Source organism: Paenibacillus sp. YAF4_2 (assembly GCF_052113225.1).
Classification (GTDB): domain Bacteria; phylum Bacillota; class Bacilli; order Paenibacillales; family Paenibacillaceae; genus Pristimantibacillus.
Genome location: NZ_JBFRCT010000001.1, coordinates 417211 through 432919 on the forward strand (window position 1 = coordinate 417211; position 15709 = coordinate 432919).

The window sequence follows — 15709 nt, forward strand, 5'->3', positions numbered from 1 at the left end:
TGATAAAAAAGCTTGTTTGGAGAACAATAGAGGAAATGATTACTAACGGCAGGTGATGGTTGCATGAATCACTTCAAGACTAAGAAATCAAATCGAATAGAATTGCATGCTGGTGATCTCGATCAAAAGATTGTTCAGATAGAGCAGTACTTCTCACATACAGAAGATCTCAACATTCAAAAACTTGTCTGTTCCGATCAAGCATGTGCGTTATTTTATATAGATGCCCTTGTTAATATAGAGCTCATTCAATCCACTGTAATAAAGCCAATGATGGACTCGAGTGAGAAAGGAATTAAACAGAGTTTGACTGCGGTCGAAGTGAGAAAATCTTCTGATCTTATTCTAATCGGCCAATGTTTACTTGAAGGGTATTGCATAATTGTTACGGAGATGAATTGTGACGCCATCATGCTGCCAGCCGCTCAAACATATAGCCGGTCCATTCAAGAGCCAACAGGTGAACAAGTCGTTAAGGGGCCGCATGACGGTTTTATCGAAAGTTTAAACACGAATCTTTATTTGCTCCGTCATCGAATGAAAAACCCCAAAATGAAAGTGAAATATTTCAAGCTTGGCCACGTTACGAATACGAAAGTAGCAATGGTCTACATGAACAATATAGCGAATCCCAAAATCGTCGCGGAATGTGAGAAAAGGCTCTGTGCTATCGATCTGGATTATTTGTATACCGTAGGCAATCTCGATGAAATGCTTGAAGAGCATCCCTTATCTCCATTCCCACAGACGTTACAGACCGAGAGACCGGATCGGGCCGTTTCCTATCTAATGGAAGGGAAAATAACGATATTTGTTGATGGTAATCCAAGTGTGCTTATTCTTCCCATCACGTTTTTTTCGTTTTATCAATCATCAGATGATTATAACAGCCGCTGGATAACGGGATCCTTTTTCCGGTTCATTCGATTGATTAGTTTTATTATGGCTATTTGCTTGCCTGCGATCTATATTGCAACCGTAACTTATCATTCTGAAGTGCTTCCAATTGGCATTTTGTACTCCGTAAAGGTTTCTTTAACCTATGTTCCATTACCGCCGATTCTTGAAGCATTCTTCATGCAAATTATTCTTGAACTGCTCAAGGAAGCTGCGATCAGGCTGCCTACATCTATCTCGCAAACGATTGGTATTGTTGGAGGTCTAGTCATAGGTACGGCTGTCGTACAAGCCCAATTGGTGTCCAATACCATGATTGTTATCATCGGTTTAACCGCAATTGCTTCCTTCGTGACTCCAATTAATGAATTTGGAACTAGCCTAAGGATATTAGGGTTTCCAATGATGATTGCTGCGGCGTTGTTTGGCTTCTTCGGAATAGCCATTATGCTGATGCTGGTTTTCATTCACTTATGCAAGATTGAGACACTCGGAGTTCCGTATTTTGCGCCATTTGGACCCTTTCAGGGAAAAGAGAATATGAAGGATATATTTCTCAGACTTCCTATATGGGCGGTCAATAAGAATCCATGGAAGAGTTCATTGAAACAATCTGTATTCGGGAGGTGGAAGCGGCGGTGAATGTGACAATAACCAAATCCCAATTCTTTTTCCTAATCATCAAAACACAGATTGGAATAGGCTTATTATCCTTGCCTTCCGAAACAGAGCGAATAGCGAAAGGGGATTCCTGGATTTCGGTTATCTGGGCTGGGGTCATGATTCAGCTCTTGCTCGTTGTCTATTGGCAGCTGCTAAAAAAATTTCCTAATCACACCTTAAGTGAGATTATGGTGCGAATGCTTGGGCCGTATATGGGCAAAGCGATAAATTTGATTTATTTTGCTTTTTTCATTCTAATAGCTGCTTATGCAAGTATGCTTTACGTACGATTATTGAATACTTGGATGCTGAGAATAACACCGGTGTGGGTGCTGCTTCTGCTCATTATCGGCACTTGTTTATATTTGGCTATTGATAATTTGCGCGTCATCGCAAGATTTTTTGTATTATCCTCCGTATTAATCGGAGTGTTGTTGTTGATCAGTATTTTGAGCTTTTCCAATGAGGTACACATTACTAATATTTTGCCATTAGGCCAAGCAGGTGCTAAGCAAATTTTCACAGGCAGTGAAAAAACGTTCTTTGCGATGCTCGGTTTTGAGGTAACTCTTTATTTCTTCGCTCAAGTGGAAGGTAACCATAAAGGGATGTTTCGCGTAATGACCTTAGCCAATTGCTTCATTACCTTGTTTTATGCCTATTTTGTCTTCATTTGCTTGATCGGATTTAGTCCTAAAGTATTAGAAATGGTGAACGAACCCGTATTGTATATATTAAAAGGTTTATCTTATCAACTGTTTGACCGTATTGATCTAATCTTCTTGACCATTTGGATCATACCAATGTCGGTTACCATCGTTTCTTATTTATGCATGGCCGGAAAAAGCTTAAGTCGTAAACAAAGCTCTTATCAAAAGCTGGTATGGTTAAGCGGGGGATTAGTCTTCCTGGCGGGATGGTATTTATCAACAATAGAAAATGTGGATCTCTATAGTAAATGGTTAGAGTATGGATACCTGATCATGATTGCAGCTGTGCCAGTACTGTTGTGGTTGGGATCTTTTCTAATTACAAACATGAAAAAGGTTGGGTCAACATGAGAAGAAGACTTATCCTTACTGTCTGCATAGGGTTTTTGTTAACGATTCTTACTGGCTGTTGGGACGTTCAATATTTAACCAACAAAAAGATGATCAACGGAATTAGTATTGATACCACAAAAGATAAGCAAATAATGGGGACAGTTAGAGCAGTCATATTGGAGAATAAAGGAGGCGGACAATTTGATGTGAAGGATAATGTGGTGCAAGCAGTAGGTGACTCTGTGTACAATGTTGGCTTAAAAATAGACAGTATGCTCCCTGGCACTGCTGAAGCAAGCAAAACTCATATTGTGATCATCGGGGAAGATTTGGCCAAACTGGGAATACTGTCTCCATTAGAGATTTTCTACCGTGATCCGAAAGGGTATCTAAAATCAAATATTCTAATTAGTAAGGGCACAGCAGCAGATATTCTAACGTTCAAAAAGATTGAGAATACGCCTATTGCGTTTGGTATTAAGCAAATTTTGGACGGATCAAGGCTCCTTACCGTTGTTCCTGAGCTATCGCTGTATTCCTTATGGAGCCGAATCACAGATCCTGGTGAAGATGTAGTTCTGCCTATGATTCATAAAGTAGGGGACAAGGCGTTAATGGTTAATAACATCGCCTTATTCGATGGTGATCGGTATTCCGGTGTTTCACTATCCACTGAATACAGTAAACTCTTATTACTCCTAAAAGGAAAACTGGCGAGACATGCATTCTTGGTTATTCCAACTAAAGAAGGTGTAATTACATTCGAAGTCCGGAAATTAAAAAGATCTGTAATCGTATCTGTTGATAAAAAGACATCAGAAATCGATTGTTCTATTAAGGTTCACTTGTATGGTGCTATCGTCAGCAATCCGGACGGATTAAGCAGTGAAGTAGATCGAGAACAGATGAATAAGGATATAGCGGAACGGGTCAACAAGGAAGCTGCTTCCGTTGTAGATTTACTGCTTCAAGCTAATTGTGATGCGCTTGGCATTGGCAGAAATCTGAGAGCGCACCATCCAAAGCTGTGGAAGAACATCACCTGGAAGAGCGAGTATAAAGATGTAAAGATACGTCCGGAGTTTCAAATCCATGTTACCAATACAGGGATCATTAGTTGAACAGGTTCAAATAAATGCCCATATTTACATGAGGGAACATATGTTCTATTATGGAGGAGGATGATTTTTATTAGGAGGTTATCGAATGATTATCTTGAGTGATGAAACGCTTCTCCAGTACAAAGACTTTACAAGCTGGACAGATACCTTACATAATGTACAGTTAAGCTTATGGCTGCAACCCATTGCTGAAGGGAAAGCAACCATAGGAGAGATTATTTCACATCTTAAAGGTTGGGACAGTTATCTCATAACAACAGTCATCCCAGCTATTAAAAGGGGAGAGGCTGTATTTTTCCCGGAATTTGATTCATTTAATGAAATCGCATATGAATATGCCAGGTCGGGAATTTCAAAGGAGCATCTGCTTGATGAATTTCGGCAAACCCGTCATCAGTTGGTTGAGATTTTGCTAGCTGAGACGGACATTACTACTAAGCACATGACCGTGAACGGAGAGAGCAATTCCCCTAGCACAGGAACTCCATATTCACTTCTTTATATCATCCACGAATTTATCGAACACGACAATCATCATAAAGGTCAGATTTTAATGCTGCTCAATCAAGTGTGACTTTTTTCTGGACAACAAATGCGCAACCATTTCCCCCTTTTTTCGTCTATTAGTTGTAAGAAATATGGAAGGAACTAGGGTGAATGAAAAAATTATTTATGATCTCGCTTGTAGCACTAATAGGAGTAATTTTAGGTCAATAAATCAACGGAGATCACCTGCGAAATGATGCCTCGTATAGAACCGCGCTGCTGCGCGGTTTTTTTGTTTATATCGCAAAAACCAGCTTTGATGCAAAACGCCATCTCAAATACACACGAAGGACACAAGAACCTCCTATACTTCGTCTTGTAGAGCAAATGGAGGTGCAGTCACATGATAAAAAAGCCGTATTTCGGGTAAAGATGAAATAGAATAACGTTAAATCGATTCCGGAGCCGGATTTAATGGGTTCAAATCCGGACAAAGGCGGAGAATACGATATGAAGCGAAGCATTTTATTAGTTGAAGATGATATGTTAATGAGGGAATTTATAACGGATTATTTCAAAAAAGAGCAATGGGATGTACATGAGGCGGAGAACGGCAGAGTTGCTCTCGACTTGTTCGAACAGCTTTCCGTCGATTTGGTTGTCCTAGATATCATGATGCCGGAGATGGACGGATGGTCGGTGTGCAGACGTATTAGAGAAAAATCCGACGTTCCGATCATCATGATTACAGCAAGGTCTGAAGATGAGGATCAATTGATGGGCTTCGAGCTTGGTGCAGATGAATACGTGACGAAGCCGCTAAGTCCGAGGGTGCTCGTTGCCCGCGCAACCGCCTTAATGAAGAGGACAGAGGGAACCGTCGGGCGGGAAGCTGAAACGCTTCTTTACGGCGAGTTGTCGGTGAATCGAGAGGCACATACGGTCACAGTGGCAGGGCAACTGGTCACTCTGTCACCAAAGGAGTACGATCTGCTTCTATTCCTGATCAAACATTACGGCAAGGTGTTGGCACGTGAATATATATTGAACGCGGTTTGGGGATTCGATTACTTGGGAGACGAACGAACGGTCGACACTCATATCAAAAAATTAAGAGCTAAGCTCGGAGATGCCGGCAGGCTTATTGCTACCGTCATCCGTTCGGGCTACAAGTTCGAATCCGAAGCATGAGAAGACATGGTGTCGTACTCAAGCTGTTTGTCGTCACGTCCGTTCTGATTTTATTCATTTTTTCTCTGGTCATGCTGGCGGAAGGACTGTTCTTTGACCGGTTCTACCGAATGTCACGAATTGATACACTCGAGTCAGCTATGAGCAAGTTCACGGAGCAATATAAGGAAATAGAGACAGATGAACACGAGCTCTCTAAGCTGCTCGGGTCGTTCATGAATCGGAATGATACCAGCACCGCCGTGTTAAATAAAAGCTTCGTTCGCGCTAACATTAATCCTTACTATGTGAAGATACAGTCTAATGACAGGCTCGTTACAGCTCCTATTCCGACCGACGGAACAACAATTAACACGATCCCAAGAGGGATTGCGGTGGGAGACAAACTGGTCGTTGACGGCATTTTCATGGACGAAAAGGACACTGTCCTGCATCCGATTACTTTTTGGTCGGACGACACCGCTCCACTTGAAGATGGCTTGGTACGTTTGAGTGGAACTGTGACCGAATATATGCTGCCGGAGCAGCGGTCTTTCAACCCTCTTTATCAGGATGCACTTGTAGACGATGCACTCCGGGAATGGACAGCAATGGCGGAATCGCATCTGTCCCGCTTGCGGGAGGGATCGACCGTCCAGAGCGAATGGAAGGATCCATGGAGCGGAGTCGAATACGCCGTTTTAGTCAGATCGCTTGATGGAGGGGCAGAGGACGGACATTATATGTTCGTTATGGCTTCGCTCCAACCCGTAGGAGAAGCGGTCGACATTTTGAAAAAGTATGTCATTTATTTGGCACCGGTAATCCTGGCGCTCATACTCGCACTGTCGCTGGTTTATTCGAGAATTGTCTCACGTCCACTGGTGACACTCAGCCGCTCAGCGGCACGACTTGCAAAGCTGGATTTCACCGAGCAGCCTGAGATTCGCTCGAAGGATGAATTCGGCGAGTTATCCCGAAGTATGATCGCATTATCGCAAAACTTGGATTCAGCGCTGAAGGAACTCCAGCTTGCAAATGAGCAGCTTCAGGAGGATGTACGGGAGAAGCAGCGGTCCGAGCAGCTTCGCAAAGAGCTTGTCGCGAATATTTCCCATGAGCTGAAAACCCCACTTGGCATTGTGAAGGGATTTGCGGAAGGGCTTCAAGACGGGGTGGCAGACGATAAGAAAGAACGTTACCTGGCCTTAATCGTCAACGAGACGGACCGGATGAACGCCCTCATCATGGATATGCTGGAGCTGTCCAAATTCGAGGTGAAGGCAGTCTATCTGCACAAAGTCAGCTTCCCCCTTACAGATCTGATACGGGAAGTTGCTGACTCGTTCACGCAGCAGCTAGAGAGCAAACGTCTGCGGATGAGGATACAGCAGAACAGAGAACAAGAGCTATTCGTAGAGGCAGATCGCAGGCGAATTGAGCAAGTGGTACTCAATTTGTTGAGTAACGCCGTTCGGCATGCAGAGGAAGACAGTATCATTACAGTAGATATACTACGCTTAGAAAATGGAACGATCAAGACCGTAGTCGAGAACGCCGGGCCTCCTATTGCGGAGAATGATCTGAATCGGTTATGGGATCAGTTCTACCGGGCAGAGCGCTCGAGGGATCGCAAATCTGGTGGTACTGGCTTAGGGCTCGCTATCGTTAAACATATTTTGGAGCTCCACGGAAGTGAATATCATGTGACGAATACAGAGAAAGGCGTCGCTTTCTCATTCACCTTACAAGAAAATAAAGGAGAGATTCTATAATGAAAAAAACAATAAGTTACCTGGTTGCTGCATTAATTATTCTGGCTGTCATCAGCGCATGCGGTAATAAAGGGGAAGTGGGAGCCCCAAATAATACGGAAGCACCTGCGTCGAATCAGGCAAGCCATGATCCCGGAAATGCGCAGAAATCAGATGCGCCCACCGATCAGCCAGCTTCCGAACAACCTGCTGCTACTCCGGAGGCTACAACATCAGACGATGCATCAGCAAGTGGCTCAGAAGAAATCCTAATCATTATCGATCAAACAGAAAAACCAATCGAGGGGAACAGCTTCGACTTTGTCGTTAATAAAATTCCAGAAGGCTACATGTTATCTAAAATGTATTGGAAATCCGAGAAAAACAATATCGTCAACTCCACGCAAGAAGCGATTGAGCATGGCGGTAGTGGTGGAAATGGGTTTTACATCAGCGGTGATGGTCAGTTTATGGGCTTCTTCTATCCCGATGAAATGAAAGGTGAGAAGGGCGAGGTTGGTTTCACATTCGTCAATGACCAAGGTAAAGAGCTCACTTGGAAGAAGAACGTCACTTTGAAATAAGATAGCAACTGTTTCACACTAGAAAGCCGCGAAATAATCTTCGCGGCTTTTTAATATGCGTGCAGGAGAAGCTATTGCTTCCATGTTAGTCAATTAGCCTAAAAAGGGCATACTATTCACCGTTGTCCTACATAGTTATCTAAATTTTATTTTGTGAAGAGCTGCTGTTGACACGACACCAAACGGTGTCTTATAATAAAAATGTCACCAAACGGTGTCCCATTAAGGGGAGATTCACACAATTAGGAGAGGGTGTTGTGAGCGACAACAACCAAGAGCGGGATGTGTTTGACGCGATTGCAGACCCGACAAGACGCCGGCTGATTCAACTGTTAGCTCAGACAGAGGAGTTACCTCTCCATGAATTAACAGCACAATTTCAGATGGGGCGTACAGCGGTATCTAAGCATTTGACCATCCTGAAAGAAGCCGGACTCGTACTTGACCGTAAAGTAGGCAGAGAAACGTTGTTTAGGTTAAACGCTACTCCACTTCGAGAGGTGCAGGATTGGGTAGCTTTCTACAGCAAGTTCTGGAGTATGAATATGCTGCGTTTAAACCAACTAATCGAGGAGGATGAAATATGAGTTTAGAATTAACATTGGATTTTCAGTACAAGACAACAATCGAGAAGCTTTGGTCCGCATTAACCGATTCAAGCAAGCTTGCCAAATGGGTGTTGGAAAATGATTTTGAGCCTACTGTTGGACATCAATTTCAATTCCGTGCTCAGCCAAACGAGTGGTGGGATGGCATCATTAACTGCGAAGTTTTGGTCGTGGACGAAACAAACCGAGTATTGTCTTATACAGCAGCTACAGGTGCAGAAAAGCATACCGTGGTCTGGTCGCTGCAGGATTTAGGAGACGGGAAGGTTAACCTTCATCTTGAACAAACGGGCTTCTCCAATGTTCAAGGACTGGAAGGCGCTAGATATGGCGTTACACAATGGTGCGGTCAGCTTGAGAAGCTGCTTGCAGCCTAACCACTTCACCTTAGTCAAACCTAAACCGGCTGTAAGATGTTTTGCAGCCGGTTTAGGTTGAACAGTGGTAATACAGAAAGGGAGTATTCCATTATGACCAATAAAACTTTATTTACTAAAGCTGATGCTTTCTTTAGTAAGGCTAAGACTTGGAAAGAAGAATACGAGAAGCTCAGATCGATTATTCTTTCGTTTGAGCTGACCGAAGATTATAAATGGATGCATCCTTGTTATACTTTAAATGATAAAAACATCTTATTAATTCATGGTTTCAAAGAATATTGTGCGATTCTATTTCACAAAGGGGTTTTAATGAAAGATCCCAATGGCATTCTAATCCAACAGACGGAGAATGTGCAGGCAGGGCGCCAGATCCGGTTCACCAGTGCCAGGCAAATCGAAGAGATGGAAGACATCTTGAAAGCTTATATTCAGAATGCTATTGAAGTTGAGAAATCCGGCCTGGAGATAGAGTATAAGAAGAACGATGAATATGTGATTCCTGAAGAGTTCCAGATGAAATTAGATGAAGTCGATGGCTTAAAAACAGCGTTCGAATCCTTAACTCCTGGTCGTCAAAGAGCATACCTGCTTCATTTCTCACAACCGAAGCAATCCAAAACACGAGAATCAAGAGTTGAAAAGTATATGCAGCAAATTCTCGATGGAAAAGGATTAAATGATTAGAGCCGCAAAGCTGCGGCTTTTTATTTTGACTATTTTACAAACCTAGCATAGTCGGAGTCAGAAGGTATGGCTTCGATTATTTTGTTCAAGCAATCTGTCAATCGCTTAAGTATTTCACGGGCTCTCCAATTAGCAGGAAGCAACTTAGAGGGAAGCATGGGGTCAATGAGATAGAGCTCATTGATAGTTTCTCCTAAAATTAAGAATAGGATAAAAAGCTCCAAAGGTTGATCGTTTAGTGAAGAAGTAAGCAGGGGCTCAAATTGCTCCTCGTACCAGCGCAATTTCTCCTCATAGATCCGAGTGATATCACTCAAAGGCCAAATTTCCTCTGCCTGATTCGTAGTAATTTCCCCATGTTCCATCTTTCCAGAAAATACAGATACATATTGCTCGGCTTGATGCTTATGAATCAACTCTATGACTTCTTCCCGGTAGGGCCATGGTGAAACATACACTCCACTGTACAGCAGCCCTAATCCCGTTTGGAGCAAATCAGCGCGTAATTGATCACGGCGTTTACGCTCCGACTCCGGGAATGAAATCAGAACTAGATGCCAGGTCCCATCCCAAGCAGCAGAATAAAGCCCCGGTTTGCGATTAATGGAGCGGATATACATCCGTCCAGCTTCCGTAATGCTGTAAGTAGAGCGAGAAGGGGTATCGACGTAATGCTCCTTTTTCAGCTTAGATAATCCATTACGTATATAAGGGGCAGAGTACCCTCGCTTCTCATAGATCCGAATAAGTTCTTGTGACTGCAGCTGATCGGCTTTGGATAATAAGAAGAGCATTTGCTTTTCTACAGACAACATATTTTTTCACTCCTATTGACAAATCTGCATAAGTAAATATAACATAAAAAGCGTCGACAACACAAATTTTTGTTACAAATCAGCGCTGCTTCGTTTACACATATTCTAATCCTATCGAAGGAGATTTGAAACTTATGAAAAAAGCTGCCTTGAAAACTGGAAAATACACTTTGATTACCGGGTTATTGTTAAGCTTGTCCGTGCCGAATATATATGCAGCTGAGGATGTTACTTCATCTTCGTCAACTATTCAAAAAGATGTCGCTAGCAATGTAGCAAGCTATAGCCAATGGAATACGCCGTTCAGCCTGACTGTGAATGGCAAGAAGCTCGAAGCTAAGGGCGAAATGGAGAATACACGAATGCTTATTCCTCTTCGCGCGGTGTTTGAAGCAGCTGGAGCGATTGTGAAATGGAATAATACCACGCAATCGTGGTTGGCTGAAGGAGATGGTTTCAAAGCCAGAGAGAAACTAGGAGAGTCGAAAGTTACGGTTAATGGTGTTGAATACGAACTAGATCATGAAGCTGTTCTTGAACACGGGAATGTAATGGTATCCTCCAGAATAATCGAAGCAGCCTTAGGTCTAGAGTTGCGCTGGGACTCAGCAAACCGAATGTTGACCGCTTCAACCGTATCTACAGAATCTGACTTCCGAGCATGGTCAGATGCATTCACGGCGTACGATAGCATCCCAGACAAATATGCACACGGCTACGGGCAAAATATCAGCCTGCCGGTCAGTTGGAAAGACGTGCCCAAAGGTACGAAATCAATTGCCGTGGTGATGTATGATGTTCACCCGATTGCAGATAACTTCATTCATTGGAGCGTACTTAACATACCTGTATCAGTTGGAGGAATCGACGAGGGTGCCTCAGGCCATTTCTCAGACGGTTCTGTAGAATTAAATCATTATTATGGAGTAGAACCTCCACGTTATTCCGGTGATCATCTCTATCGTCTTGCCGTCTATGCACTTGACACCACCAAGCTTGAACTGCCAGCTACAGCACCTGTATTCTTCGAACAATTAGAACCGCTTCTTCTGGCACATTCGCTTGGCTATTCCAAGCAAGACGGATTTGTTCATCAAAATTAGTATTTTATAAGGGGGGAGCAAGTCCATGCACAGTTATATCTCATTATTCGGAACGGTTAGTGTACCGATCTTACTAGCTTGCTTTCTCGGATATGTCTATCAGAAGTATAAGTCACCTGACTCGAAAGTACTCGCGGATTTGAGCTTGTTCGTACTCTCGCCTTGCCTCATCGTGAGCGCTGTATCGGGCAGCGATCTGAATAGCTCAGCTTTTGCCCACATAGCCTTATTTACTGTGATACAGACTATTCTCTGCTGGGTGGCTTCAGGGGGTGTTGGGAAATTATTTCGATTTGATATGCCATCTTCACGGGCAATGGAACTAACAACGATTTTTGCCAACTCTAATAATTACGGATTGCCTTTGTTACTCCTAGCATTCGGTAATGCTGGCTTTGCCATTGGAGTTACGAATGTAGTCCTTCACATCGTACTAGTGAATACGCTTGGATTATATATTGCCTCACGCAGTTCATTCAGCCCTAAACAAGCTGCTGCTAAAATGGTACGTAACCCTCTAATCTATGCTGCAGCAATAGGTCTGGTCTTATATTTGTTCCAAATCCCATTGCCAACAAGCTTAAATGCAGGACTCTCGCTAATTGGTGGAGCGTATGCTGCTATCGTTCTACTCATGTTAGGTATGCAGCTCAAAAAAACAAATTGGCGTGCCAGCATGCGCCGTGAACTTTGGATATCTATAGTAATGCGAATTGTAGGTGTACCCGCACTTTCTTTTCTGACCATTCAACTGATTGGACTTCACGGACTTGAAGCTTCTGTATTATTCGTACAATCATCTATGCCTTCTGCTATTAATTCTGTTGTGCTTATGGAGAAGTATGGGGGAGACAAGGAACTGGTGTCGGTCAACGTAGCAATGACGACAGCTGCAAGCTTTCTTTATCTTCCCGTTCTTATTTATTGGTCTGGCGGGTTTTGAAGCAAAAAAGTAGCTGCCGATATTCGGCAGCTACTTCATTTTATCTATTTCCGCCAAAAAGTAGTGCAGTCTGCTTTATCTACCATATTGAACTCAATCATTTTCTTGAGTAAGGAGAAATCAACCGGACTCTTCCAAGGGATACGAACCAACAGCTTGGTGTGGTCATAACCAGACTTCTCGATTTCATCAGAGAGAAAAATCATTCCTGCCCGCTCAGGCGCAACTGCCAAATGCTGCTTAGATACGCTAAAGCCAATGATAAACGTATCATGATCGGTGAACATAGGCTGATTCCAAGCGATCTTTGGTACTAGAGTTGGGAATGTGCTAGCTACCCAATTAAAAACTTCCTCCGCTCGGGCTCGTTGGTCCGGATTATCCATCTTTCCTAAAAACTCTTCAAATACTTCCAAGTCGTTCCCTCCTGAAGGACAATGTTTATTTCATGATAGCAGGATGTCTTTAGGCAAACAACATGGTTAATAGGTAGACTATGTTCTATATTAATTTAGAACAGCTTTACATAGTAATGGAAAGGCGGGTTTTCTATGTCCGAAGAAATTATTACGTTTGGAGAGTGTATGTTCATTTACAGATCTAATAAATTTATCTGATCCAATACCGCATCAAATCCTACAATTATCTGATGTACCATTATTAAATGTTTCCGAGAGACGAAAGATATACAGTAATAAACTGATCCTTTAACGGATTGTTATAGCTTTTGAATATAACCAGCTATAGGTTATTCGTATTCCTTTATAACCACGCGGATATGTTATCTTACTTCTATAATGAATTCACGGTAGAAGGAGATTAACTATGATTACACAAACTTACCCTAAACAACGATCCGTTACTCCATTTCGATATGATATCGTGGGCAGCTTCCTGCGGCCACGCGCGTTGAAAGATGCTAGATTGCAATTCCAAAACGGTGAGATTGCCGCTGAGCAGCTTAAAGCAGTGGAAGACGCCGAAATCGTTAAGCTTGTACAAAAGCAAAAAGAGGTTGGACTTCTTGCCGTAACCGACGGAGAATTCCGCCGCTCCTGGTGGCATCTGGACTTCTTCTGGGGATTTGATGGCGTAGAGCGCACCATAATTGATCAAGGCTACCAATTCAACGGTGCAGAGTCCAGACCCGAAACAGCCCGCCTGACAGGTAGAATAGGTTATAGCCGGCATCCGTTTGTTTCGCATTATGCTTTCTTGAAAGGAATTGCCGGAGAGGACGTTGTTGCACGCCAATCGATTCCTGCAGCTGCGCAATTCTTGTTCGAGCTGGATCGAGCAGAAAATCAAGAAAGCACGAAAACGATTTATCCGAACCGGGAAGAACTTCTCTCCGATATTACGAAAGCATACAAGGCTTCTATACTTGCTCTCTATGAAGCCGGCTGTCGCAGTATCCAAATCGACGATTGTACTTGGGGAGCGCTTTGCGATGAACAGTTTAGTGCCTTCATGGAGCAGATTGGTATGAATGTTGTCGAATATGCGAACGAATTCGCGAGATTGAACGAAGAGGTTGTTGCCGGCCTTCCTGATGATCTTGTTATAACGACACATGTATGCCGTGGTAATTATGTTTCGACTTATGCAGGAGTAGGTGGAGGTTATGAACCAATCGCTCAAACTTTGCTTAGTATCGATAACTATTCCGGCTATTATCTGGAGTTTGATACCGAACGTGCAGGTGATTTCAAACCTCTTCGTTTCCTAAAAGAGAATCAGCAGGTCGTGCTTGGTCTGTTCTCTTCTAAATTTGGTGAGCTTGAGAGCAAGGCAGATATTCTGAACCGTATCGAGGAAGCAAAGCAATATGTTGATCTCGACCGGATCTGTTTAAGCCCGCAATGTGGTTTTGCTTCAACAGAGGAAGGCAATCATCTGACAGAGGAGCAGCAATGGCGTAAGCTAGCTTTTATTAAGGAAATTGCTGAAGAGATTTGGAAATAAGCCTTTTACAATACTCTAAAGCCGCGAATTTTCCGCGGCTTTTTTTTTATATACGATGCAGCTTTTCAACTTACTTGCAGGATAGTTTATTAGCCTAGTGGAATATACAGGAAGGACTCCCTATAACGTTGTTCGAAAGGAAGAATGGATGATGTTGAAACTTTTCGAGTATAACTGGCAGGTTCGTAACGATTGGTTTGACTGGTGTGGGAAGGTGAATGAGGAAGAATTGGTAAAGAAACGTACCGGCGGTTTAGGATACATTCTTCCCACGTTGTATCATATTGTGGCTGTTGAATATGGCTGGATCATCGGAGGTATTCAAGGAAAGGAGATTGAAATCCCTCCATTCGAGGAAGTTGCAAGCTTACAGCATATCATCGATTTATCCGCGCGTTGCCATGAGGAGCTCGCACCATTTGTCTATGCGTGGAATGACAACCTGGAGAACCAAATTATGATTGATATCACGGACGAAGGGGAACGAGTACCCCATAAATACGGTGAAGTGATGCGGCATGTAATTGCTCATGAGATCCATCACATGGGTCAATTGTCTGTTTGGTCCCGAGAAATCGGACTAAAGCCGGTTACGGCTAACTTGATTGGCAGAGGATTATTTGATACGGTAAAAATCCACCAGTAAAGGAGTGTTTGAACAGTATGGAATTAGGGATTAAAGGAAAACGAGCCATCATTACGGGTGGCAGTAAAGGTATCGGCTTCCAGACGGCGATGCTTCTTGCATCCGAAGGAGCTCAAGTAGCTCTTGTTGCTAGGAGTGAGGGACCGCTAAAGGAAGCTGCAGAGCTAATCGCGGCGAAGACTGGTATAGAGCCGTTGATCATCGTGGCTGACGTATCCGTTGAAGAAGAAGTGTACAGCGCGGTAAAGGTGATTGCCGAACGATTTGGCGGTATCGACATACTGGTGAACAACGCAGGCACTTCGGCAGCAAAGCCGTTTGAAGCAGTAGATGCTGCTGCATGGTCTGCGGATTTGGATTTGAAGTTATTCGGCGCGGTGCATTTTACACGTGCAGCACTGCCGTTTTTACGTCAGGACGGTGGAGGCGCGATAGTCAATGTCACAGCGATCGGCGGGAAGACACCTTCGGGCTCATCGCTGCCAACTTCGGTAAGTCGTGCAGCCGGACTCGCGCTGACCAAAGCAATGAGCAAGGATCTAGCACCTGATGGTATACGCGTGAACGCGGTTTGCATCGGTTTGATCCGAAGCGACCAGATAGAGCGAATGTGGCAGGTAACGGCACCTCATCTGACATGGGATGAATTCGCTGCCGATCCACGTCACGACATTCCGCTCGGACGAATCGGACGTACAGAGGAAGCTGCAAAAGTCATCACCTTCCTCGTGTCCGAAGCAGCTTCTTACGTAACAGGTACATCGGTCAATATCGATGGCGGCAAGGCAGCAGTTCTTTAATAAAAGTACATATAATAAGGGGAAAGATGGTTCCAATAAGGTTGAAA

Annotated in this window: 17 protein-coding genes; 15 read left to right on the plus strand and 2 right to left on the minus strand. The window is 43.5% G+C overall.

The features are described from left to right. The first annotated feature begins 63 nt into the window (after positions 1-63). The 10 genes from AB4Y93_RS02040 (at position 64) to AB4Y93_RS02085 (ending at position 9390) form a co-directional block, all read left to right on the plus strand. Positions 64-1539 carry a spore germination protein gene (locus AB4Y93_RS02040; protein ID WP_441888452.1) on the plus strand — a complete coding sequence of 492 codons (1476 nt, stop codon included), beginning with the start codon at positions 64-66 and terminating at the stop codon, positions 1537-1539. Then, positions 1488-2621 (plus strand): GerAB/ArcD/ProY family transporter, encoded by a 1134-nt coding sequence (locus AB4Y93_RS02045; RefSeq protein ID WP_441888454.1) that lies wholly within the window; start codon positions 1488-1490, stop codon positions 2619-2621. Before AB4Y93_RS02040 ends, AB4Y93_RS02045 begins: the two co-directional genes overlap by 52 nt. Further along, a complete protein-coding gene (locus AB4Y93_RS02050; RefSeq protein ID WP_441888456.1) occupies positions 2618-3724 on the plus strand; it encodes a Ger(x)C family spore germination protein in 1107 nt (368 codons plus the stop codon). Before AB4Y93_RS02045 ends, AB4Y93_RS02050 begins: the two co-directional genes overlap by 4 nt. A gap of 85 nt (positions 3725-3809) precedes the next feature. Further along, positions 3810-4298, plus strand: a complete 489-nt coding sequence (locus tag AB4Y93_RS02055; protein ID WP_441888458.1) for a DinB family protein — start codon at positions 3810-3812, stop codon at positions 4296-4298. A gap of 422 nt (positions 4299-4720) precedes the next feature. After that, positions 4721-5401, plus strand: a complete 681-nt coding sequence (locus AB4Y93_RS02060; protein WP_441889221.1) for a response regulator transcription factor — start codon at positions 4721-4723, stop codon at positions 5399-5401. Next, positions 5398-7155 (plus strand): ATP-binding protein, encoded by a 1758-nt coding sequence (locus AB4Y93_RS02065; RefSeq protein WP_441888460.1) that lies wholly within the window; start codon positions 5398-5400, stop codon positions 7153-7155. Before AB4Y93_RS02060 ends, AB4Y93_RS02065 begins: the two co-directional genes overlap by 4 nt. Further along, a complete protein-coding gene (locus tag AB4Y93_RS02070) occupies positions 7155-7718 on the plus strand; it encodes a hypothetical protein (RefSeq protein WP_441888462.1) in 564 nt (187 codons plus the stop codon). The genes AB4Y93_RS02065 and AB4Y93_RS02070 overlap by 1 nt, the downstream gene beginning before the upstream one ends. A 257-nt stretch (positions 7719-7975) precedes the next feature. After that, complete coding sequence (locus AB4Y93_RS02075; protein WP_441888464.1) at positions 7976-8305, plus strand: ArsR/SmtB family transcription factor; 330 nt, start codon at positions 7976-7978, stop codon at positions 8303-8305. After that, a complete protein-coding gene (locus AB4Y93_RS02080) occupies positions 8302-8703 on the plus strand; it encodes an SRPBCC family protein (RefSeq protein ID WP_441888467.1) in 402 nt (133 codons plus the stop codon). The genes AB4Y93_RS02075 and AB4Y93_RS02080 overlap by 4 nt, the downstream gene beginning before the upstream one ends. Positions 8704-8796: 93 nt before the next feature. After that, positions 8797-9390 carry a YdeI/OmpD-associated family protein gene (locus AB4Y93_RS02085; protein WP_441888469.1) on the plus strand — a complete coding sequence of 198 codons (594 nt, stop codon included), beginning with the start codon at positions 8797-8799 and terminating at the stop codon, positions 9388-9390. 29 nt (positions 9391-9419) lie between these two features. Here AB4Y93_RS02085 and AB4Y93_RS02090 read toward each other — a convergent pair whose 3' ends face one another. Next, positions 9420-10205: a PaaX family transcriptional regulator C-terminal domain-containing protein gene (locus AB4Y93_RS02090; RefSeq protein ID WP_441888471.1), complete on the minus strand. Its 786-nt coding sequence runs from the start codon at positions 10203-10205 to the stop codon at positions 9420-9422. Positions 10206-10339: 134 nt separating this feature from the next. On the opposite strand from AB4Y93_RS02090, the gene AB4Y93_RS02095 reads away from it, so the two are divergent. Together AB4Y93_RS02095 and AB4Y93_RS02100 are read left to right on the plus strand one after the other, a co-directional pair. Then, positions 10340-11308, plus strand: a complete 969-nt coding sequence (locus AB4Y93_RS02095) for a YbhB/YbcL family Raf kinase inhibitor-like protein (protein WP_441888473.1) — start codon at positions 10340-10342, stop codon at positions 11306-11308. A 25-nt stretch (positions 11309-11333) separates the two neighbouring features. Next, a complete protein-coding gene (locus tag AB4Y93_RS02100; RefSeq protein WP_441888475.1) occupies positions 11334-12251 on the plus strand; it encodes an AEC family transporter in 918 nt (305 codons plus the stop codon). A 44-nt stretch (positions 12252-12295) separates the two neighbouring features. On the opposite strand, the gene AB4Y93_RS02105 is transcribed toward AB4Y93_RS02100, so the two are convergent. Continuing rightward, entirely contained in the window at positions 12296-12667 is a 372-nt protein-coding gene (locus AB4Y93_RS02105) for an iron chaperone (protein ID WP_441888477.1), read from the minus strand. A 409-nt stretch (positions 12668-13076) separates the two neighbouring features. Here AB4Y93_RS02105 and AB4Y93_RS02110 point away from each other — a divergent pair, with 409 nt between their 5' ends. From AB4Y93_RS02110 to AB4Y93_RS02120, 3 genes are all read left to right on the plus strand, one after another. Then, complete coding sequence (locus AB4Y93_RS02110; protein ID WP_441888479.1) at positions 13077-14216, plus strand: 5-methyltetrahydropteroyltriglutamate--homocysteine S-methyltransferase; 1140 nt, start codon at positions 13077-13079, stop codon at positions 14214-14216. A gap of 151 nt (positions 14217-14367) precedes the next feature. Further along, entirely contained in the window at positions 14368-14862 is a 495-nt protein-coding gene (locus AB4Y93_RS02115; protein WP_441889223.1) for a DinB family protein, read from the plus strand. Between the two features lie 17 nt (positions 14863-14879). Continuing rightward, positions 14880-15662, plus strand: coding sequence for an SDR family NAD(P)-dependent oxidoreductase (locus tag AB4Y93_RS02120; RefSeq protein WP_441888481.1), 783 nt, complete (start codon positions 14880-14882; stop codon positions 15660-15662). Positions 15663-15709 lie beyond the last annotated feature (47 nt).